At 40.6% G+C, this 23,182-nt stretch carries 17 protein-coding genes and 2 pseudogenes; 9 read left to right on the top strand and 10 right to left on the bottom strand.

The annotated features are described in order from the left end of the window. Window positions 1–5 precede the first annotated feature (5 nt). From ACZ1G6_RS05810 to ACZ1G6_RS05775, 8 genes and pseudogenes are all read left to right on the top strand, one after another. On the top strand, window positions 6–866 hold the full coding sequence (locus ACZ1G6_RS05810; RefSeq protein WP_472618450.1) for a DMT family transporter: 861 nt from the start codon (window positions 6–8) through the stop codon (window positions 864–866). A gap of 138 nt (window positions 867–1,004) precedes the next feature. Further along, window positions 1,005–2,432: a tRNA (N6-isopentenyl adenosine(37)-C2)-methylthiotransferase MiaB gene (miaB, locus tag ACZ1G6_RS05805; RefSeq protein WP_472618449.1), complete on the top strand. Its 1,428-nt coding sequence runs from the start codon at window positions 1,005–1,007 to the stop codon at window positions 2,430–2,432. Window positions 2,433–2,462: 30 nt separating this feature from the next. Then, window positions 2,463–3,515: pseudogene (locus ACZ1G6_RS05800) on the top strand (PhoH family protein). After that, window positions 3,515–4,036: an rRNA maturation RNase YbeY gene (gene ybeY / locus ACZ1G6_RS05795; RefSeq protein WP_472618448.1), complete on the top strand. Its 522-nt coding sequence runs from the start codon at window positions 3,515–3,517 to the stop codon at window positions 4,034–4,036. The pseudogene ACZ1G6_RS05800 and the gene ybeY overlap by 1 nt, the downstream one beginning before the upstream one ends. Before the next feature lie 50 nt (window positions 4,037–4,086). Then, a complete protein-coding gene (gene corC / locus ACZ1G6_RS05790) occupies window positions 4,087–4,959 on the top strand; it encodes a CNNM family magnesium/cobalt transport protein CorC (RefSeq protein ID WP_472618447.1) in 873 nt (290 codons plus the stop codon). Window positions 4,960–4,996: 37 nt separating this feature from the next. Then, window positions 4,997–6,451, top strand: a complete 1,455-nt coding sequence (lnt, locus tag ACZ1G6_RS05785; RefSeq protein WP_472618446.1) for an apolipoprotein N-acyltransferase — start codon at window positions 4,997–4,999, stop codon at window positions 6,449–6,451. Window positions 6,452–6,600: 149 nt separating this feature from the next. Beyond that, window positions 6,601–7,794: a Na+/H+ antiporter NhaA gene (gene nhaA, locus ACZ1G6_RS05780; protein ID WP_472618445.1), complete on the top strand. Its 1,194-nt coding sequence runs from the start codon at window positions 6,601–6,603 to the stop codon at window positions 7,792–7,794. 111 nt (window positions 7,795–7,905) lie between these two features. Then, window positions 7,906–9,567: a SulP family inorganic anion transporter gene (locus ACZ1G6_RS05775; RefSeq protein WP_472618444.1), complete on the top strand. Its 1,662-nt coding sequence runs from the start codon at window positions 7,906–7,908 to the stop codon at window positions 9,565–9,567. 19 nt (window positions 9,568–9,586) lie between these two features. Here ACZ1G6_RS05775 and ACZ1G6_RS05770 read toward each other — a convergent pair whose 3' ends face one another. The 5 genes and pseudogenes from ACZ1G6_RS05770 to dapB all read right to left on the bottom strand — a co-directional run bounded on the left by ACZ1G6_RS05770 (window position 9,587) and on the right by dapB (window position 16,576). Beyond that, a complete protein-coding gene (locus tag ACZ1G6_RS05770) occupies window positions 9,587–10,312 on the bottom strand; it encodes a peptidylprolyl isomerase (protein WP_472618933.1) in 726 nt (241 codons plus the stop codon). A 94-nt stretch (window positions 10,313–10,406) separates the two neighbouring features. Beyond that, window positions 10,407–10,886 carry a transcription elongation factor GreA gene (gene greA / locus ACZ1G6_RS05765; protein ID WP_472618443.1) on the bottom strand — a complete coding sequence of 160 codons (480 nt, stop codon included), beginning with the start codon at window positions 10,884–10,886 and terminating at the stop codon, window positions 10,407–10,409. Window positions 10,887–11,014: 128 nt separating this feature from the next. Next, a pseudogene (gene carB, locus ACZ1G6_RS05760) lies at window positions 11,015–14,238 on the bottom strand (carbamoyl-phosphate synthase large subunit). Window positions 14,239–14,249: 11 nt separating this feature from the next. Then, on the bottom strand, window positions 14,250–15,398 hold the full coding sequence (gene carA, locus ACZ1G6_RS05755) for a glutamine-hydrolyzing carbamoyl-phosphate synthase small subunit (RefSeq protein WP_472618442.1): 1,149 nt from the start codon (window positions 15,396–15,398) through the stop codon (window positions 14,250–14,252). Between the two features lie 371 nt (window positions 15,399–15,769). Beyond that, entirely contained in the window at window positions 15,770–16,576 is an 807-nt protein-coding gene (gene dapB / locus ACZ1G6_RS05750) for a 4-hydroxy-tetrahydrodipicolinate reductase (RefSeq protein ID WP_472618441.1), read from the bottom strand. Between the two features lie 160 nt (window positions 16,577–16,736). Here dapB and ACZ1G6_RS05745 point away from each other — a divergent pair, with 160 nt between their 5' ends. Beyond that, window positions 16,737–17,441, top strand: coding sequence for a cytochrome b/b6 domain-containing protein (locus ACZ1G6_RS05745; protein ID WP_472618440.1), 705 nt, complete (start codon window positions 16,737–16,739; stop codon window positions 17,439–17,441). Between the two features lie 5 nt (window positions 17,442–17,446). Here the strand turns inward: ACZ1G6_RS05745 and ahr are convergent, their stop codons facing one another. From ahr to grpE, 5 genes are all read right to left on the bottom strand, one after another. Further along, window positions 17,447–18,454, bottom strand: a complete 1,008-nt coding sequence (gene ahr / locus ACZ1G6_RS05740) for an NADPH-dependent aldehyde reductase Ahr (protein ID WP_472618932.1) — start codon at window positions 18,452–18,454, stop codon at window positions 17,447–17,449. A gap of 32 nt (window positions 18,455–18,486) precedes the next feature. Continuing rightward, complete coding sequence (locus ACZ1G6_RS05735; RefSeq protein WP_472618439.1) at window positions 18,487–18,990, bottom strand: c-type cytochrome; 504 nt, start codon at window positions 18,988–18,990, stop codon at window positions 18,487–18,489. 180 nt (window positions 18,991–19,170) lie between these two features. Then, window positions 19,171–20,307 (bottom strand): molecular chaperone DnaJ, encoded by a 1,137-nt coding sequence (dnaJ, locus tag ACZ1G6_RS05730; protein ID WP_472618438.1) that lies wholly within the window; start codon window positions 20,305–20,307, stop codon window positions 19,171–19,173. Window positions 20,308–20,421: 114 nt separating this feature from the next. Beyond that, the gene (gene dnaK / locus ACZ1G6_RS05725; protein WP_472618437.1) at window positions 20,422–22,356 is read right to left on the bottom strand and encodes a molecular chaperone DnaK; all 1,935 of its coding nucleotides are present in this window, start codon (window positions 22,354–22,356) and stop codon (window positions 20,422–20,424) included. A gap of 93 nt (window positions 22,357–22,449) precedes the next feature. Beyond that, on the bottom strand, window positions 22,450–23,103 hold the full coding sequence (gene grpE, locus ACZ1G6_RS05720) for a nucleotide exchange factor GrpE (RefSeq protein WP_472618436.1): 654 nt from the start codon (window positions 23,101–23,103) through the stop codon (window positions 22,450–22,452). Window positions 23,104–23,182 lie beyond the last annotated feature (79 nt).

Here is a 23,182-nt window from a genome sequence, read left to right as displayed (position 1 = left end):
GCCACATGAATTTTACCGTCAAACCCGTTTATCTAGGCGCTTTACTTCTTATCCTGGCAGAAGCGTTTCTCGCTGGTACAGGTGCATTGGTAAAGTATCTAAGCGATACCCTCAGTCAGCATCAATTAGTCTTTTTTAGAAACTTATTTGCATTGTTGTTTTTACTTCCTTGGCTAAGTAAGACACACATTTTATCTATTAGAACCCAACGTTTGCCGTTGCATATGTTTAGAGCGTTTACAGGTCTTGCTGGCATGTACTGTTTCTTTTATATTCTTGCAAATATGCCTTTAACATCTGCAATAATAACATTGAAAACCGCCCCTTTTTTTATTCCGTTTATTGCCTATTTCTGGCTTGGTCAAACGATTAGCTTTATGAATGTCATTGCTATTTTTGTCGGTTTCTTTGGCGTCTTTTTGATTATTGACCCTCAACACGGTTTTTCACTATTCATTGGCGCTATCGCGCTTTGCTGCGCTATTTTAGTGGCAACAACCAAGTGTACTTTGAGCCGCTTATCAGAAACAGAACCAGCTGTTCGTATTGTGTTTTATTTTATCGCCATCGCAACGCTTATCAGCGCATTGCCCATGCTCTACTCATGGCGAACTATTCACTCAAACACATGGCTACTTATTGGATTGATGAGCGCTCTTGCCCTAATCGGACAATTATTGATGACAAAAGCATATCAATATGCATCGGTGGTAAATATTGGTCTTTTTGCTTACTCAAGCGTGATATTCGCAGCGATCTTAGGTGCAGTTTTTTGGGGTGACGTTATTTCTTTAATGTTCTATCCGGGCATGTTATGCATATTGTGGGCTGCTAGTATCACAATACGACAGCGATGGTTGTGGTAATAGCCCATTTTTACAGGTAAAATCGCCGTCTTATTTCGCCAAGATATAGTGATGTGTTTTATGCACATTAAAATAAACTCCAAAAGGCGTAAACGCGTATAAACAAGCTAAAGGCTTAAACTTTAAGTATTTGAAAAAATGAGTAAAAAATTATTTATCAAAACATGGGGCTGCCAAATGAACGAGTATGACTCGGAAAAAATGGCTGACCTATTAGATGCGACACATGGCTTTACCCAAGCAGATGAAGCTCATGAAGCAGATGTTATATTGCTCAATACATGCTCTATTCGAGAAAAAGCACAGGAAAAAGTATTTCATCAACTCGGCAGATGGAAAAACTTAAAGAAAGATAAGCCTGAACTTATTATTGGCGTTGGCGGCTGCGTCGCATCTCAAGAGGGAGATGAAATCCGCAAACGTGCTCCTTTTGTTGATATTGTATTTGGTCCTCAAACCCTTCATAGATTGCCCGAAATGATTGGGCAAATAAAAGGTGGCGAGCGTTCGGTTGTTGATGTTAGCTTTCCTGAAATAGAGAAATTTGATCGTCTACCAGAACCAAGAGCAGAGGGGCCTACAGCCTTTGTATCAATTATGGAAGGCTGCTCAAAGTACTGTAGTTTTTGTGTAGTACCTTACACTCGCGGTGAAGAAGTAAGCCGACCGGTTGACGATGTTTTACTTGAAGTTGCTCAACTTGCCGCCCAAGGCGTCAGGGAAGTCAATTTGTTGGGGCAAAATGTTAATGCATTTCGCGGTGAACATTTTGACGGTAGTGTTTGCCGTTTTGCAGAATTACTTGAGCTTGTCGCTAGCATAGACGGAATTGACCGTATCCGCTACACCACGTCTCATCCTGTTGAGTTTACTGACGATATTGTGGCAGCCTATGCGCAAATACCTGAACTAGTTGACCACCTTCATTTACCTGTTCAATCAGGGTCTGACCGTATTCTAAATCTTATGAAACGCGGACACACAGCGATAGAATATAAGTCTATTATTAGAAAACTAAAAAAAGTTCGTCCTAATATCGCAATGTCATCTGATTTCATTATCGGCTTTCCTGGCGAAACAGACGATGACTTTGAAGCAACAATGGATTTAATTAATCATGTTGGTTATGACATGAGCTTTAGCTTTATCTATAGTGCAAGACCTGGAACACCTGCAGCAGATGCCATCGATGATGTCACCGAGGCGACGAAGAAACAGCGCTTGCAAATCCTCCAACAGCGCATTAATCAAAATGCACAACAAATCGCACGCAATATGCTAGGAACACAACAACGTATTTTGGTCGAAGGCCCCTCTAAAAAAGACCCAAATGAGTTAACCGGTAGGACCGAAAACAATCGTGTCGTTAATTTTAAAGGCACCATAGATATGATTGGCCAATTTGTCGATGTAGACGTGACCGAAGTCTACAGTAACTCCTTAAGAGGAACAGTAATACGCACAGAGAGTGAAATGGGACTTCGAGTCGCTATCTCACCACAAAGTATTCTTGATAAGCAGCCAAAGCCAGATCGTAACGGTGTTATACAAATCATGCCTGCGTAAGCAATAGATAAAATATGAAGGGTAAGCAAATTGAGTAATATCGTGAGTAACAAGCTAATATTAGAACCACAAGATAGCAAACGCTTAAAAAGTCTATGTGGTCCTTTTGACGATAATATCAAACAAATAGAGCGACGCCTTGGTGTTGAGATAAATTATCGGAATAACGAGTTCAGTGTCGCTGGCTCAACACAACAAGCTAATGGCGCAAGTGAATTACTTAAACTTTTGTATATTGAGACCTAGGCTGTGAATGGCAGTGTTCCCGAACTAGAACCAAACCAAGTTCACTTGGCTATTCAAGAGGCTAATTGTTTGGAGCAACACGAACAAACCAAGCATGGTAAAGAAATCCATATAAAGACAAAACGTGGCGTTATTAAACCACGCAATCCTAATCAATCTCAGTATGTAAGTAATGTGTTATCCCACGACATTGCTTTTGGTATAGGACCTGCTGGAACCGGAAAGACATACTTAGCAGTTGCATGCGCAGTTGATGCGCTTGAGCGCCAAGAAATAAGACGAATATTATTGACCCGACCTGCAGTTGAAGCTGGTGAAAAGCTTGGGTTTTTGCCCGGTGATCTATCTCAGAAAGTCGACCCATACTTACGACCTTTATACGATGCTTTATTTGAAATGCTTGGTTTTGAAAAAGTCGAGAAACTCATCGAGCGTAATGTCATAGAAGTAGCACCATTGGCCTATATGCGCGGCAGAACTTTAAATGATGCGTTTATCATACTTGATGAATCGCAAAATACGACCGTTGAGCAAATGAAAATGTTCTTAACTCGCATTGGCTTTAATTCTAAAGCAGTTATTACAGGCGATATCACACAAATTGACTTGCCAAGAGGAGCTCGCTCTGGCCTTCGCCATGCGATTGAAGTGCTTGGTAACGTTGATGATATATCGTTTAATTTTTTCAGCGCAAATGACGTAGTAAGACACCCTGTTGTGGCAAGAGTAGTTCAAGCGTATGAAAAATATGAACTTGAACAAGAACGCATAAAACAACAGCAAAAAGAAGATAACACTGGCTTTAATAGTAAAGTGCCAAAAGATGATCAAAATTAATGACCTTAAGCATAAATGAAGAAGGTTCGCGCAGAAACAATACCATAAACCTTGATATTGAAGTTAGTGAACAGCTATCAAGAAATGACACCACTGAATATGCGATACCTAAAATTGACGATTTCCTATGTTGGTTACACACAGTACTGGCCTGCATTAACTATCAAAAAGATCTTGAAGTGTTTATCCGTGTGGTTGACAAAAATGAATCTCAAATGCTCAACAACGATTATCGACAAAAAAATTCACCCACAAATGTCTTATCGTTTCCAAGTGAAGTGCCAGAGTTTGTGGGATCAAGTTTTATCGGAGACTTGGTTATATGTGCGCCAGTGATGTTTGCTGAAGCTAGTCAACAGGGCAAGAAAACAATGGACCACTGGGCACACTTGAGCGTTCATGGTTTTTTGCATTTACTCGGCTATGATCATGTAATAGAAAAAGACGCTGAGGTGATGGAAAGTCTGGAAGTCACGATATTAGGACAATTAGGTATTGACGACCCCTATCAAGTTATTTAACGTTAGGGACTGAATTAAAAATGTACAATAAAAGATGCGATTAAAATAACATGAGCGATGATCACCCCCACTCTGCCAACGGCTCTCCTACCAAAGGCTGGCTAGCAAAATTAGTCACCAGTTTTAAAGGCGAGCCGCAAAACAAAGAAGAACTCTCTGATCTTATTTCAGATGCGCAAGAAAGATCCTTGATTGACCCTCAAACCAAAGAAATGATTGAAGGTGTTATGGGCGTAAGCGAAATGAAAGTGCGCGATATAATGATCCCCCGAGCCCAAATGATTACGATCGATATTGAGCAAAGTGTTGACCAGTTTTTGCCTTTAGTACTTGATTCTGCCCACAGTCGGTTCCCGGTAATTAGTGAAGATAAAGATCATATAGAAGGTATCTTACTAGCAAAGGACCTTCTTACTTATGCCTTTACAGATGAAAAAACGTTTGTATTAAAAAATGTAATTCGTGAAGCCATCATTGTTCCTGAGAGCAAACGAGTCGATGTTCTGTTAAAAGAGTTTAGACAACAGCGTTACCACATGGCAATAGTGGTTGATGAATACGGCGGCGTATCGGGTCTTGTCACTATTGAGGATATCCTTGAATTAATCGTTGGTGAGATAGAAGACGAGTTTGACGAAGAAGTAGATGAAAACGATAATATTCGACCGCTCAACACATCGACTTATTCAGTGAAAGCCTTAACCCCAGTGGAAGATTTTAATGCCTTTTTCGAGTGCCAATTTAACGAAGAAGAATCAGATACCATTGGCGGTGTCGTGCTAAGAGCTTTCGGGCATATGCCCGAAACGGGTGAAAAAGTGAGTGTTGATAACATTCAGTTTGAAGTAACCAACTCAGACAAACGCCGCCTAGTGCAACTAAAAGTATTCTTACCTGATTTGGAGAGCAAATCTGAATCATAAACTAAGCAACATTTTACTAATATTGCTTGGGGCAAGCATGACCTTTGCGTTTGCCCCATTCAATCATTGGTATATTGTGTTTATTTGCCTTCCTATAGCTTTTTATCTACTGGCTTTTCATACAAAGACTATCTTTCGCTCTGCATGGTGCTTTGGTTTAGGCTATTTTGGCGCGGGTATATCTTGGGTACATGTCAGTATTGCAGATTTCGGTGGGCTACCAATTTGGGCATCTCTTGGTTTGATGCTGTTGTTATGTGGCTATCTAGCATTATATCCGGCGCTCGCATTTTATGTCTTAAGGCGATACAGCGAACCTAAACTTTGGCCATTAAGCATTCCCATCATTTGGTTATTAACAGAATGGATGAGAGCAAACTTTTTAACAGGCTTTCCATGGTTATCAATCGGCTATTCGCAAACAGAATCGATATTGAGGGCATGGTATCCATTAATTGGTGAAATTGGTCTTAGTGCACTATTGGTGATGTCATGTATGAGTCTCGCCATCGGTATAAGCCGAAGAAATCCCGTAATAAGTGTTTTGCCTATATGTATCCTATTTAGTGGAGCATGGTTTTTGTCTCAGCAAACTTGGACAAGTCCAACAGGTGTCAAAAAGTCCTTTGCAATGGTGCAAGGAAATATACCACAATCTCTTCGATGGGATCCTGAACAAGACAAAATCACCATTGATAAATACCTCGATTTAACCGAGCCATATTGGGACAACGATATCATCATTTGGCCTGAAGCGGCCATACCAAGTCTGGAGTTAATGTCGCAAGAGCTTTTAGCCTATTTAGATGACAAAGCCACCCAAACAAACACAGGCTTTATATCAGGTTTAGTCGACTACAATCGACAAGACAATCAAACTGCTTATAATAATTTAATTGCCTTAGGGATTGATGAGGCTAGCAATAATTTCCCCTATCAGTATCAACACAAAAAACGATTTTCCAAACATCAACTATTGCCTATTGGTGAGTTTGTCCCATTTGAAGACTTACTGCGCCCTTTAGCGCCAATATTTGACTTACCAATGTCATCATTTTCACGAGGTGATTTTATACAAGACAATTTAATTGCCAATAGTATTCATTTTGTTCCAGCGATTTGTTTTGAAATTGCTTTTCCTGAGCAAGTTTCAGCCAATATCAATATTGGTTCTCATGTTATTTTAACGGTCAGCAACGATGCTTGGTTTGGCAATTCACATGGCCCTCATCAACATTTGCAAATTGCCCAAGTCAGAGCAATGGAGTTTGGTCTACCACTGCTAAGGGCAACAAATAACGGATTGACTGCGTCGTTCGACCATAAAGGAAATAAAACGCTAAGCTTAACGCAATTCTCAGCCGATGTACTTACCGGGGAGTTTGCGTTAGTGACTGGCACCACACCATATAAAGACTACGGCGCAATATTCATGTGGCTGGCAGCTTGTTTGTTATTTTTAGCGAATATTGCGATAAAAATCAAAGAGTAGATATCTTATTTTTATTAGCCAAATGTGAATTTTTTGTAATCTTTCGCTTTCTCTTCTTCGTATATAACTGATTAATATGGTTCATAAATCGGAAATCTTTGTTTTTACTCAACGATTAGCTGTGTAGAAACAGAACACTAGGAGATAATATGTTTGATACTATTAAGCAATTGCTAAAACACGAAGCTGCAGGCGGCGTGTTATTAGTTTTTGCCGCCTTACTAGCAATGGTAATGGCTAATACCCCCTTAAACGCGTTTTATAATGACTTTTTATCCGCACCTGTTGTCGTAAAACTCGCCGATTTTGAAATAAACAAGCCGCTTGTCTTATGGATAAATGATGGCTTAATGGCTATCTTTTTCTTTTTAATTGGTCTAGAAGTCAAACGTGAAGTACTTGATGGCCATTTGAAAACCAGAGACCAAATAATGCTTCCAGCGATTGGTGCCGTTGCCGGCATTGCGATCCCTGCACTTATTTATGTCTTTTTTAACTACGACCAAGAAATTGGTATTAATGGTTGGGCTATTCCAGCAGCGACTGATATCGCATTTGCACTGGGCGTATATAGCTTATTTGGGCGCATATTACCCGTCACGCTGAAATTATTTTTATTATCAGTTGCAATATTTGACGATATTGGCGCCATTATTATTATCGCTTTGTTCTATTCAGCAGAATTATCGACCTTATCGCTTGTGATTGGTGCTATCGGTTTGGCATTGCTATTTGTGCTCAACCGTTGCAAAGTTACAAGCACTGGTATGTATATACTCATTGGTGTCATTATCTGGGCGGCAGTATTAAAATCAGGTGTACATGCGACCTTGGCTGGTTTTGCCATGGCCTTATTTATTCCTCTCAAAGGTAAGAATCGTTCTGGACAGGCAATGTTGCCGCATTTGGAACATAAACTGCACCCGTGGGTAGCATTTGCGATTTTGCCAATATTTGCCTTTGCCAACGCTGGCGTCCAATTAGTCGGTACAACCGCTGATCAATTATTTAATCCAATCGTAATTGGTGTTATGGCTGGTTTATTTGTTGGTAAACAAGTCGGAATATTTGGTGCATGTTATCTTGCTGTTAAAGTGGGGCTGGCAAAGCTCCCTGCAGGCGTTACCTTTTTACAACTCTATGGTGCGTCGATACTATGCGGTATCGGATTCACAATGAGTCTGTTTATCGGTAGTTTGGCATTTGAGAACATGGATGCATACTACATCAATAGTGTAAAAGTGGGCGTACTTGCAGGTTCAATATTATCAGCTATTCTAGGCGGAATTGTAATATCACGTTCAGCTAGAAAACACGGCGGTAAAGAAGCCGAAGCTACTTAACAAATTGTGATTAGTGTTTATAATAAAAAGGCGCCGATAATGGCGCCTTTCTTTTTGCTTTTATTTTCATATACTTTGAGACGATGAAATGACATTTGGGAACACAATCACTTGAATCTTTTTAATGCCTTTTCATTATCTAACCTTAAAGGTGACTTATTAGGCGGTTTAACCGCTGCAATAGTATCTTTACCTCTTGCACTAACCTTTGGAGTTGCCAGTGGTGCTGGTCCAGAAGCGGGCTTGTATGGCGCGATTATCATTGGTTTTTTTGCTGCTACCTTCGGTGGAACGCCTACTTTAATATCAGAACCAACGGGCCCAATGACTGTGATCATGGCGGCTGTAGTCACTACGATGTTAGCAAAATACCCCGATAATGGGCTAGCCATGGCTTTTACAGTGGTCATGATTGCTGGTGTAACACAAATTATATTTGGCCTACTAAAACTAGGAAAATACATCACTTTAATGCCTTATAGTGTTGTCAGTGGGTTTATGTCTGGTATTGGATGTATTTTAATTATCATGCAACTAGCTCCTGCATTAGGTGTACAAGCACCTGCTGGTGGGGTGACAGGAGCATTATTTTCAATACCTCAAATTATTGAAAACATCAGTATAGTTGAAGCGGTAATGGCGCTATCGACACTAATGTTGATATTTTTCACTCCTCGAGCAATCAAGCAATGGGTCCCACCGCAGCTAATCGCCTTAGTATTAATTTCCATCATTTCTATTTATTTTTTTCAATATGATGATCTAGCTCGTATCGGAGAAATTGATATTAGCTTGCCAAAATTAGTCACTCCTAGTTTTAGTGCTGACATGCTACAAACCATGATTTTAGACGGCATCGTACTAGGCATGTTGGGCTGTATCGATTCAATGCTTACATCAGTCATCGCTGATAATTTAACGCGCAGTGAGCACAAATCAGACAAAGAGCTTATAGGGCAAGGTATGGGTAATCTAGTGTCTGGACTATTTGGTGGCTTACTTGGCGCAGGGGCGACAATGGGTACTGTAGTAAACATCCAGACTGGCGCAAGGACAGCCGTGTCAGGTCTCTTTAGAGTGCTGATTTTAATTGTCGCTATTTTTGGCGCCTCGACGCTTATTTCTATTATTCCAATAGCAGTGTTAGCCGGCATTGCAATAAAAGTCGGGATTGATATTCTCGATTGGAGTTTTATAAAACGTGCGCATAAAGTGTCTAAGCAAACGAGTCTTATCATGTATACGGTGCTGTTGATCACCGTATTTGTTGACCTTGTGGTCGCTGTTGGTATTGGTGTATTTATTGCCAATATTATTACAATAGAAAAGCTTAGTAGTTCTCAAGAAAAAAATATTCGGGCAATAAGCGATGTAGATGGACGCTTACCGCTTAATGGTACTCAACAAAAGCTATTAAATGAATCACAAGGTCAAATCCTGTACTTTTATCTAAGTGGCACAATGATATTTGGGGTATCTAAGGCACTATCAAGGGAGATAGGAAGTCTAGGGGAGCATCATGCATTAATTGTCGACTTAAGTGATGTTTCTTATTTAGATGATACTATAGCACTCACCATAGAAAATTTAGTCAAAGATGCCAAGAGTGTCGATAAACAAATTGTGATGCTGGTTAAAAACCACAAAACTAAAGAATCGCTTATGCGAATGGGATTCGAGTCAATGCTTAGTGATGCAGACTTTGTTAATGATCGGACAAAAGCATTGGAACTAGCACGATTCAAACTGAAAGCATCGGGGTTTTTAGCATAAAACCCCAATTTCACTCTAGTTATTGTGTCAACTTTCTAAAAACAGAAACGAAAAACAAGGCAAAGACATACACGATGCCCATGCTTCCTCCGCCACTGCTGTCTGCACCTGGTGCAGATGGAGTGTCACCCAGCAATGTATTCTCAACAGGTACAATATCAGGATTGGTGACTGTTGCGGAGTCAATAACAACAATGTCGGTAACAATAACTAAATTATCATCTGTAGGCACAACGCTATTATTAGCATCTGTTGCAGTATAGTTGCGTAAAGGGATTTCTGTAAACGCACCGCCAAAGTTAAAGCGCGTTAAGGCTGCAATGTCATCAACAACCTCCATACCATCTCCAATGACTTGACCAAATACAGTAAAACCGCCGTTTTGTGTATCTAAATTAGCAGAATTATTACCTAAATTGACAAAAAACTGAGAGGTTGCGCTGTTTGGGTTTCCACCCACTTTTGCCATTGCTATTGTACCGCGTACGTTAGACAAGACAGGTTCATTATTGACAGGTGCCCCAGTAGCGATTGCTTCAGGTGGAAATTGACCAGTATATTGGAATCCTCCCATTTGAATAACAAAATTAGTAGCGCTTCTATGGACCGTATTATTGGCATATGCTCCCGAATTAACATATTGAAGAAAGTTGTCAACGGTTTGAGGCGTTGTTTCATCGAACAAGTTAACTTGAAAATTCCCAGCAACAGTGCGCACTTCGACCACGGTTGCTTTTGCAAGCATACTAAAGCTGAGCAAGCAGCATGCTAATAATGCAATATTTTTTTATTCACAATGGATCCTTTGGTAATTAACGTCTATCAATTTACGTAGTATCTTAAATGTACTTTACTTCTATCACTTCAAATTCAACAACGCCTGAAGGTGTTTTTATTGTTGCTACATCATCCAATTCTTTTCCGATGAGGCCCCTTGCAATAGGCGAATTAACAGAAATCAAACCACTTTTTAGGTCTGCTTCATCGTCCCCTACTATTTTATATGTAATTTCTTCATCAGTGTCAGCATTTAAAATTGTCACGGTTGTTCCAAAAATCACCTTACCTGTGTTGGGCATTTTGGTAACATCTATGATTTGTGCGCCAGATAACTTACCTTCTATGTCTTGTATTCTGCCTTCACAAAAGCTTTGCTGTTCTCTAGCAGCGTGATATTCAGCATTTTCTTTTAAATCGCCATGCTCTCTGGCTTCTGCTATCGACTGAATTATTTTTGGTCGCACTTTTGATTTTAATTCGTTTAATTCTTCGCGCAGTTTTTCAGCGCCCACTGCAGTCATTGGGTATGTTGTTGCCATCTTGTTCTCTTTTTGAAATTTGAATTATTGTGATTGCAAGTATACAAACTAAAACGAATGCCGCATGGGCATTCGTTTAATTAACTTTTGCTAGCATTATAGTGCAAAGACACTAATTTAGGTAGGCTTTACGACTCGATTTGTTTATGCAAACTTTGTATAGAATTCACATTTTTTTGAGCATCGGCTGCACTAGATTGCATAGCGGCAAATGCTGCATTTAGCGTCGTGGTATAGCTCACTTTATTTAATAATGCCTCACGCCTAATATACACTGAATCATTAATCGCTTGTCTGCCTTCAGTTGTATTGACAATATAGGTGTATGCACCGTTTTTAATAGCATCTACTATGTTTGGACGACCTTCCGCTAACTTATTTACAATTGAGCAACTAAAGCCTTTTTCACTAAGTAGATTTGCCGTTCCACTTGTTGCCTCTAATTGATAACCTTTATTAATCATTTGTTGCGCAAGCTCAACCAAACGCTTTTTATCGTTATTTCTAACCGACAATAGAACTTTTCCTTTTTCTGGTAAAGGCGCACTAGCACCTAAATTAGCTTTGGCATAAGCTTCCTCAAAGTTAGTCCCTATTCCCATCACTTCTCCGGTAGAGCGCATTTCTGGGCCAAGTAGAGGGTCTACACCTTGGAATTTTGCGAAGGGTAACACCACTTCCTTTACTGAGTAAAAAGGCGGTATCGTCTCACTAGTGATACCTTGAGACTTAAGGGTTTTACCCGCCATCACTCTAGCGGCAATTTTTGCTAGAGGCACGCCTGTTGCTTTTGACACAAAAGGAACGGTTCTAGCGGCCCTAGGGTTAACCTCAATCAAATATACTTCATTATCTTTTATAGCAAACTGAGTATTCATCAAGCCTATTACGCCTAACTCTAATGCCATCTGAGTTACTTGCTCACGCATAGTATTTTGAATATCTTGACTTAAAGAGTAAGGAGGCAAACTACAAGCAGAATCGCCTGAATGTACCCCAGCTTGTTCAATATGTTCCATAATGCCGCCGATCACAACATCATCCCCGTCACATATTGCGTCTATATCAACCTCTATCGCATCATCTAAGAATCTATCTAGTAACACTGGCGAATCGTTTGATACTTTGACCGCTTCGTTTAAGTAGCGTTTTAAATCGTTCATGTCATAAACAATTTCCATCGCCCTTCCACCTAATACATAAGAAGGTCTTACTACTAATGGAAACCCAATCTCTTGGGCGTTATCCAAAGCCTCCTGCATATTACTAACAGTTGCGTTAGCAGGTTGCTTTAAACCAAGCTTATTAATCATCTGTTGAAAGCGCTCTCGGTCCTCTGCTCTATCAATAGCATCAGGAGAGGTGCCGATAATGTTAACACCATTTTCTTTAAGTGCTCGGGCGAGTTTCAATGGCGTTTGGCCACCATATTGAACGATGACTCCTTCTGGTTGCTCAATTCGCACGATTTCCAAAACATCTTCTAAGGTGACAGGCTCAAAATATAATCTATCAGAAGTATCGTAATCGGTTGAAACCGTCTCTGGGTTGCAATTTACCATGATCGTTTCATAGCCATCATCTCTCATGGCTAATGCAGCATGAACACAACAATAATCAAACTCAATGCCTTGGCCAATCCGATTTGGGCCTCCACCAATAACCATGATTTTTGCTTTGTCACTAGGTTGTGATTCACACTCTTCATCATAGGTAGAATACATATAAGCAGTTGATGTCGAAAACTCAGCAGCGCACGTATCAACGCGTTTGTATACAGGTTTAATATCTGCACTGTGTCGCTTCTCACGCACATCGCTTTGCGCAACTTGCGTTAATGTAGCCAAGCGCTCATCAGAAAAGCCTTTACGTTTTAATTTATACATGAGCTCTTCGTCTATTGAGGCCAAGCCCAAACTACTCACTAGGGATTCAAGTTGTATAATTTCCTCTATTTGCACCAAGTACCAAGGATCAATATTAGTAAGTGCAAAAATTTCATCGACACTCATCCCTAGTCTGAACGCATCTCCGATATACCAAATACGCTGTGCACCTATAGCTCACGCAATTCGTATACTATTTTCGTTTTAGCTTCTGGATCATTTAGGTCTACAATCGGATCAAAGCCAGTTGCGCCAACTTCTAGTCCTCTTAGGGCTTTTTGCAGGGACTCTTGTTGGTTTCTGCCTATTGCCATTACTTCACCAACAGACTTCATTTGTGTCGTTAGTCTGTCATTTGCACCAGCAAACTTTTCAAAATTAAAGCGCGGAATCTTTGTCACGACATAGTCTATTGAAGGCTCAAAAGAAGCAGGCGTTTTACCACCTGTTATATCATTTGCCAATTCGTCTAGCGTAAAGCCTATCGCGAGTTTAGCGGCGATTTTAGCAATTGGGAAACCAGTTGCCTTTGACGCAAGTGCAGAAGAACGAGAAACTCGAGGGTTCATTTCGATAATAACTAAACGCCCCGTTTTAGGATCAACACCAAACTGGACGTTCGACCCACCCGTTTCTACGCCAATTTCACGAAGTACTGCCATGGCGGCATTACGCATGATTTGAAATTCTTTATCAGTGAGTGTTTGCGCCGGTGCAACGGTAATAGAATCACCCGTGTGGACACCCATGGGATCAATGTTTTCAATCGTACATACGATGATGCAATTATCTGCTTTATCGCGAACGACCTCCATTTCGTACTCTTTCCATCCTATTAAAGATTCATCGATGAGTAATTCTGACGTTGGGGATAAGTCTAAACCACGCGTGCATATTTCGTTAAATTCATCTTTGTTGTATGCAATTCCGCCGCCACTGCCGCCCATTGTAAATGAAGGACGAATGATGCACGGAAAACCAATTCGACTTAAGACATCATGCGCTTGCTCAAGCGAGTGAGCTATTTCGGCCCTAGGGCATTCAAGCCCAATTGATTTCATTGCCTTATCAAAACGTTCGCGGTCTTCAGCTTTGTCTATCGCATCGGCAGTCGCGCCTATAAGCTCTACACCAAACTCAGCCAAGACACCATGTTTGTTCAAATCTAGCGCGCAGTTGAGTGCAGTTTGACCACCCATTGTGGGTAAAATAACGTCTGGTCTTTCTTTTTCAATAATATTACGAACCACTTCCCAATGAATTGGTTCGATGTAAGTGGCATCCGCCATCTCAGGGTCTGTCATTATAGTCGCAGGGTTTGAGTTAACCAAAATAACTCGATAGCCCTCTTCTCTAAGTGCTTTACAGGCCTGTGCGCCTGAATAATCAAACTCACATGCTTGTCCTATAACAATTGGACCTGCACCAAGAATCATAACACTGCTGATGTCAGTACGCTTTGGCATGGTATTTCTTCCTATTGTTTTGACTGTTTGATTAAATCGATAAAATGATTAAATAGTGGTGCTGCATCATGCGGACCAGGACTAGCTTCTGGGTGACCTTGAAAACCAAACGCGGGGGCATTTTGTAATTCGATACCTTGTAGAGATTTGTCGAACAATGATACGTGTGTAATTGATATATTGTCTGGCAGATTGGTTTCTTCAACCGCAAAGCCGTGATTCTGGCTAGTTATCATAACAGTATCTTGAACTAATGCTTTTACGGGGTGGTTAGCGCCATGATGACCAAATTTCATTTTTGTTGTTGTTGCTCCGCTAGCTAAAGCCAACAACTGATGTCCTAAACAAATACCGAAGATTGGAATTTGTTTTTCGATAAACGTTTTTATTGCTGTGATTGCATAATCACATGGTTGTGGATCGCCTGGACCATTTGATAAAAATATCCCATCAGGATTTAAGTCTAATACATCTTGTGCTGGAGTTTGTGCAGGTACAACAGTCAACCTGCACCCTATATCGACGAGCATTCGTAAAATATTTTTCTTTGCGCCAAAATCGTATGCAACAACGTGATACGGCAATGATGCAACATCAACATTGTAGCCTTCGCCTAGAGCCCATATACCGTCAGTAAAATTGTATTGCTGTTTAGTACTTACAACTTTTGCTAAATCAAGCCCTTTTAATCCGCCGAAGCCTTTTGCTTTTGCTAATGCGTCATTGATCTTTTCATTAATATTATCACTGCTATCGATAGAGCAGACACATCCATTTTGCGCGCCTTTGTCTCGCAACACCCGAGTGAGGCGGCGTGTATCGACATCAGCAATGCCCACAACATTATTTAGGGCTAAATAGTCATTTAATGAAAGTTGATTTCTAAAATTGCTGGTCGTTAATGGAAGGTCTCTAATGACAAGACCCTTTGCCCATAAGTTGTCAGACTCGACATCTTCGGCATTTGTACCAGTATTACCAATATGTGGATAAGTCAGCGTAATGATTTGTTCAGCGTATGATGGATCGGTGAGAATTTCTTGATAACCCGTCATTGAAGTATTAAAAACAACTTCACCAACGCTGCTACCTTTCGCGCCAATAGATGTTCCCTTAAATATTGAACCGTCGGCAAGTACTAACAGGGCAGAAACAGCCAAGTCAACCTCCTAAAAAGTAGATATAGCTAGAGTTACAACATGCTTACTCATCACTTTTAAGCAAAACACGATAAACCCATAGTTAAGCGTTATTTAAATCAAAAAACACTCAAAGTCTCTGCCAAAACACACCTTACCTGATTTTCTGAAAAATCTTCAAACCCCAATTAAAACAAGGGATTAACCAAGGTAGCCGCATGTAAATCGCGACTGTTTTGCTTGCGCTTGGCAAATTCTGATTAGTATATAGCAGTTACTAATTAAGGTCTATGGATTTTTAAAAAACTTATATTTAAGCTATCTAAATAAGGCTTTGAGCGATTTAATTAGACTAAAGCCTTAATTTACAAGGTTTCATATAAAAATAACGCTTACATTTTTAGCCCAAGTACGTCCTGCATTGAATATAAACCCTGCTTTTTACTCTTAATCCATTGACTTGCCGTTAATGCACCATTTGCAAAAGTCAGTCTTGACGAAGCTTTATGCGTAATTTCTATGCTCTCTCCCAAGCTTGCAAATAAGGCCGTATGCTCACCCACGATATCCCCTGCACGAATCGTAGAAAAGCCGATAGTATTGCGATCTCTTTCTTGTTCAATCCCCTGTCGTCCATATACCGCAACATCCTCAAGATTTCTCCCTAACTTATCAGCGATGCTCTGTCCAATTGCCATCGCTGTGCCTGAAGGAGCATCTACTTTATATCGATGATGCGCTTCAATAATTTCAATGTCAGCATCGCTAGCCATGACGCTAGCTGCAGTTTTAACTAAATTGAGCATAAGATTAACACCAACACTATAGTTTGCCGCAAACACTATTGGAATTGTCTTAGCGGCTTCATCAATGGATTGCAGTTGCTCTTTATTTAAGCCTGTTGTTCCAATTACTAAGGGTTTATTGTGCTTCTGAGCATAGGCAAGGTTTGCCGATAATGCTTCTGGCAAAGTAAAATCTATAAGTACATCGCTTAAGTCGGCAAGGCCGTCGTGTATTGCATTAACTTTGATATATTGTTTATTGATGCCAGCCAATTCACCTGCGTCCATGCCAACGAAATTTGACCCAGCTCTGACACTAGCAAACCCTAAGGCAACATTAGCATGACGATATGCTGCATCTATCAATACCCTTCCCATACGTCCATTTGAACCAAATACACCGACTTTAGTCACATCAACTTCCCACAAATAATGAATGCGATTATTGTGCATGAAAAGACAAACACAGGCAAAAACAAATTAGGCAAGTCCTAAAAACCTACTTATAATAAATGAAGTAAATGTGTACTTAAGGTCATCGGTTTAAGCGTGACCAACTTACTTAAGGTAAATAATGTCTTCACAACTATACGTTTGGGATTGGCCAACAAGACTATTTCATTGGCTATTGGTTATTTTACTGGCGAACCAATATGTGACAGCAGAGATTTTAGACAATGCAATACAATGGCATTTTTATGGTGGCTACGCTGTTATTGCGTTAATTCTATTTAGGATAATTTGGGGGTTGGTAGGGAGTTATCATTCTCAATTTCGTCATTTTATTGTCAGCCCCAAGGGCCTTTTTCAATATTTCACTCAACAAACTCCAAATACCCATATTGGACATAACCCGGCTGGTGCATATTCAATAATTGCTTTGCTAAGCGTCATCACCGTACAAGCTATTAGTGGATTGTTTATTACTGATGATATTTTTAGTGATGGACCTTTTTACGGCGTGCTCCCCACAGTCTACCAAGACTATATGGACTTTTTACATGCAAACACATTTAATTTAATTATTGCTTTTGTTGTATTGCATATACTCGCTATTGTGTTTTATAAAATCGTTAAAAAACAAGCCTTAACCCTTGCAATGATTAGTGGCTATAAAACACTTAACGATGTAAAAACAGACGCGATAAAAAAACAAACCGCGCGAACAGGTTTGTCAACATGGATCAGATTTATAGTAGTCGCATCAACTGTAGCGCTTGTGCTTTACTTGATTTTAAACGTGTATGCACCTGCGCCAAGTGACGATTTTTACTATTGATATATTTAGAAATCAGCTTGTAAAACAATTCTATAGCGGGCTTTACCTTCATGCAAATGCTCTAATGCATCATTAACTTGGCTCATTGGAAACATCTCAACGAGAGGCTGAATGTTGTGTTGTTTGGCAAAACTAAGCATTTTATCTATCGTTTCTGGGCTACCTACAGGTGAACCAGATATACTCTTTTGACCACTAATAAGCGAAAAAACTCCTACATTTAGGGGCTCAAGTGTTGCCCCCACAAAATGCAACCTGCCTTTTGGTTTTAAAGTGGATAAATACAAATTCCAGTCTAAAGTCACATTTACTGTAGTAATGATTAAATCAAAACGTGAAGCTGACTGCTCTATTTGCTGTGCATCTCGCGAATTAAGGATATGATGAGCACCCATTTTCTTTGCTTCATCGGCCTTACTCTCACTAGACGTAAAAGCGGTCACCTCGCACCCCCAAGCGTTTAAGAATTGAAGCGCTAAATGCCCTAAGCCCCCGATACCGACCACCGCCACTTTATCAGTAGGTTTTATATCGTATTGGACCAAAGGATTGAAAACAGTAATACCACCGCAAAACAACGGCCCTGCAGATTTTTCGTCCATACCTACAGGCAAAGATACAACGCTGGTTTGTGAAGCATGAACGTACTCGGCAAACCCCCCGTGGCGACGCACAATGGTAGGAGATGCTTGGCCACACAAATTATGATCACCAGTATCACAAGAGTGACATTGTTCGCAATAAGCAGCATGCCATCCTAAACCGACGATATCTCCTACACGATGTTTGACAACAGATGAGCCAAGTGCTTCGATTTGACCAACCACCTCGTGTCCTGCGACAAGAGGATATGCTGACAAGCCCCACTCATTGTTTAACATCGACATATCTGAGTGGCAAATTCCACAGTATTTCACTTTTATTTTTACTTCGTCATGTGCCAAATCAGGTAAATCAACACTGATTTTCTGAAGTGGCTCACCCGCTGAAACAGCTGCATATGCTTGCATAATGACTCCTTTGCTTCACTTTTTAAATGACTATTTTAGTCTGCTTTGTATTCATCATGACATGCTTTACATGTTGCACCAAGAGAGCCTATACCCGCTCTAAACTTATCTTTATCGCCTGCAGCTACATTGGCTTGTAACTCCGCTGCAGCTGCTGTCATATCATTTATTTTGCTCGTAAAATCGTCATGATTCTGCCAAATATCATTTTTTGCATCTGTCTTTATATCAAAACTACTGGTGTCGATAGCAAAGTAGTCATGGAGCATAGGGCTTAGAAACTCAATTCTGCTTGCATTTTTTGCTATTACATCAGCATCCATAGGAATATTGCCACGCGCCATTGCCCCTAGTGGTCCCATATTACTGCGAACAAGTTGATATACTGATTTTCTGAAAGTAATGGTAGCTTGTGCTTGTTTTTCGCTCGAGGCAGGCTTGACTTGCGCATGACTTTTATCACTGTGGTTATCGACAAATGCGAGGGCTGAAGCTGAAAATAAAGTTGCAAGCGTAATCAGTATTATTGGTTTTTTCATTTTTTATCCTTTGTGTTTGTTTCGTACAGCTCGTGAGATGAAAGTTAATATAAATTACTCATTACTGATAAGTATAGGAAAAATTCTCACGCTTGCTAAAGATATTTTTTACTTGCCTAATATAAACAAAAAAGCTCAGTTACAAATGTAATCTGAGCTTTTTCATATTATTAAAAAACACTAGTTCGATGATAAATCATCAAAGAAACGTTTTACTCCATCAAAGAAGCCTTTTTCCTTTGGTCGATGCTTTTGTGCATGACCGCTAATTGACGCTTCAAACTCTTCAAGCAGCGCTTTTTGTTTGGAGGACAAATTGACAGGTGTCTCGACCACCACTTTACAAATCAAATCCCCAACACTACCACTGCGCACAGATTTAACGCCTTTGGAACGAAGCCTAAACATTTTACCGGTTTGCGTTTCAGGGGTGATTTTTAATTTTACTTTGCCATCTAGTGTTGGAACTTCAATGTCTCCACCTAATGCAGCAGTGGCAAAACCAACAGGCACTTCACAATACAAGTTGTTATTGTCACGGGTGAAAATCTCATGCTCTTTGACATTGACTTGCACATAGAGATCCCCTGCTGGTGCGCCATTTTCACCGGCTTCACCTTCACCTGTTAATCTAATACGGTCTCCAGTATCAACACCTGCAGGCACTTTGACTGAAAGTGTTTTCGTTTTTTCAATACGGCCTTGTCCACGACAAGGAGAACATGGATCAGATATTATTTTCCCTTTACCTGAACAAGTTGGGCAGGTTTGCTGCACAGCGAAAAAGCCCTGCCTCATTTGTACTTGGCCATTACCTTTACACGTAGGACATGTTGTGGGAGAAGAGCCTTTTTTAGCACCTGAACCGTGACAACTATCACATTCAACTAGCGTGGGCACTCTTATTTCGACTTCTTTTCCTTTAACGGCTTCTTCAAGACTCATTTCTAGGTTGTAGCGAAGATCAGACCCTTGACGCGCCCTAGAGCGACCGCCTCCGCCGCGCCCACCGCCAAATATATCACCAAACACATCACCAAAAATATCGCCAAAATCACCACCGCCGCCAAATCCGCCGCCGCCACGATTAGGATCGACACCAGCATGACCATATTGGTCATACGCTGCGCGCTTTTGACCATCAGTAAGTATTTCATAGGCCTCTTGAATTTCTTTAAATTTTTCTTCTAAAGATTTATCGCCCTGAGTTCTATCTGGGTGGTATTTCATCGCGAGCTTTTTATACGCTCGTTTAATGGTTTTTTCGTCAGCATCTCTACCAACGCCTAAAACTTCATAATAATCTCGTTTTGACATGCTTTACCCATTTTGCCAACAATTGTTACTACCAAGTAGTAACACAAAGAAGGCGCAAGCCCTTTTAAGACCTTGCGCCCATACCTATTTGGTACTTAAAAACGACCGCTAATGCTATTTCTTATCTTCGTCTTTAACTTCTTCAAACTCAGCATCTACAACATCGTCTCCCGCATTTGATGCAGCAGCATCTGCATCTTGAGGAGCTTCACCACCGGCACCTTGCGCCTGTGCTTTAGCTTGCGCAAGCTCCATTAATGGCGCTGATGCCTCGATTACAGCTTGGCTTTTTGCTTCAATTTCCGCTTTATCTTCGCCTTTACGCGCTGTTTCTAATTCATCTAGCGCTGTTTCGATTTTCGTTTTATCTTCCGCACTTAGCGCATCGCCAGCTTCTTCTAACTGAGTTTTAGTCGCATGAATCATACCATCGGCTTGATTGCGTGCTTGTACTAGCTCTTCGAACTTAGCATCAGCATCTTTATTCGCTTCTGCATCTTGTACCATTTGCTCAATTTCGTCTTCACTCAATCCTGATGACGCTTTGATAGTAATCTTTTGTTCTTTACCAGTGTCCTTGTCCTTTGCAGAAACGTGCAAGATACCATCAGCATCAATGTCAAATGTTACCTCGATTTGAGGAGTTCCTCTTGACGCTGGGCGTATTCCTTCAAGATTAAACTGACCAAGTGACTTGTTACCATTGGCCTGCTTGCGCTCACCTTGCAATACGTGGACGGTTACAGCTGATTGATTGTCTTCAGCTGTTGAAAACGTTTGAGATTTCTTCGTAGGGACAGTGGTGTTTTTCTCAATTAAGGCAGTCATAACGCCGCCCATAGTTTCGATACCAAGCGATAATGGTGTAACGTCAAGTAATAGCACGTCTTTCACATCACCCGCTAACACGCCCCCTTGAATCGCCGCACCTACTGCAACAGCTTCGTCAGGGTTAACGTCCTTACGAGGCTCTTTACCAAAAAATTCAGTTACATATTTCTGTACAAGTGGCATACGCGTTTGACCGCCCACCAAGATGATGTCATTAATTTCACCTACCGATAAATCAGCATCTGCTAAAGCTTGCTTTAAAGGCTCTAAAGACTGTTTAACTAAATCTTCAACTAAGGATTCTAACTTAGCGCGGGTAACCTTTATTGCTAAGTGCTTAGGACCGCTTGCATCAGCCGTAATATAAGGCAGGTTAACTTCAGTTTGTTGCGCAGAAGACAGCTCTATCTTTGCTTTTTCACCCGCTTCTTTTAGACGTTGCATCGCTAGTGGATCTTTTCGTAAATCAAACCCTTGCTCTTTTTCAAATTCACTTACAAGGTAGTTGATCATGCGATTATCAAAATCTTCACCACCTAAGTGCGTGTCACCATTTGTAGCCAACACTTCAAAGGTATGCTCGCCATCAACTTCGTCAATTTCAATAATTGAAATATCAAACGTACCACCACCAAGGTCATACACTGCGATGGTGTTATTACCTTTGTTTTTATCCATACCGTAGGCTAATGCAGCTGCAGTTGGCTCGTTTATAATACGCTTTACATCTAACCCAGCGATACGGCCTGCATCTTTGGTAGCTTGACGTTGTGAATCATTAAAATATGCAGGAACAGTAATTACCGCACCTGTCACTTCTTCGCCAAGGTATTCTTCAGCTGTTTTCTTCATCTTTTTAAGCACTTCGGCTGAAATTTGAGGCGGCGCCATCTTTTCACCGTTAGCTTCTACCCAAGCGTCACCATTGTCAGCTTTAACAATAGAAAAAGGCATGATGTCGATATCACGTTGCACTTCTTTGTCTTCAAATCTACGGCCAATTAAACGCTTGATCGCGAACAAAGTATTTTGAGGGTTGGTAACCGCTTGGCGTTTTGCTGGTTGACCAACAAGAGTCTCGCCGTCTTGCGTGTAAGCAATAATCGAAGGCGTGGTTCTATCACCTTCTGCGTTTTCAATTACTTTTGCATCTTTTCCGTCTAAAACCGCCAAACATGAGTTAGTGGTTCCTAAATCAATACCTATTATTTTACCCATTTGATGTCTCCAAAAATTCTAAAATGTTGCTTTACCTACTAAGTGGGGTTGATACCCTTATTTTCAATAGGTGAATTAATTATTTATGTTTATTTACGCTTGTGTATCTACGCCATTACTTGTGCCTCTAGACACCATGACCATTGCTGGACGAAGTAAACGCCCATTTAGCAGGTAGCCTTTTTGCATAACCGCCAATACAGTATTTGGCGCGACTTCATCACTTTCTTGCATAGACATTGCTTGATGATGTTCCGGATTGAAACTGTCGCCCTGCGGGTCAAGCACTTCCATTCCAAATTTTTCTAATGTCGCAATGAATGATTTCTGTGTTAGCTCTACCCCTTCTAATAAAGGTTTCAACGTTTCATTCTCAGCATCAGCAGCCATGGTTGCGCGCTCAAGGTTATCAACAACTGCTAAAAGCTCACCTGCAAATTTCTCGAGTGCATATTTGCGCGCTTTATCAATTTCAGCTTCTGCTCGTCTACGAGCATTCTCGCCATCTGCTTTCGCTCTAAGTACTGCATCTTTTTGGCCATCTATCTTTGCTTCAGCCTCCGCAAGTTTTCCTTCAAGTTCATCAGCATAAACCTTCCAGTCAAAACCTGCCTGCTCTAGCTCTTCATCTGTCATTGAATCATCAGTGATATCAGACTCTATAGGCTCTACTATTTGCTCTTGTGGCGTTTGTGTTTCATCGTTGTGATTTTGTATATCTTGGTTAGAGGCTTTATCTTGGCTCATTTGCTGTCTCGCATCGCTGATTTATTAAAAGGAACTTATCGTATGGTCGTGATAATGGGGACTTATTTATGCACTTCAA

The organism is Glaciecola sp. HA4-3, from assembly GCF_055693685.1.
The sequence above is the reverse complement of the archived record's forward strand: the minus strand, read 5'-3'. Positions and strand labels throughout refer to the sequence as shown.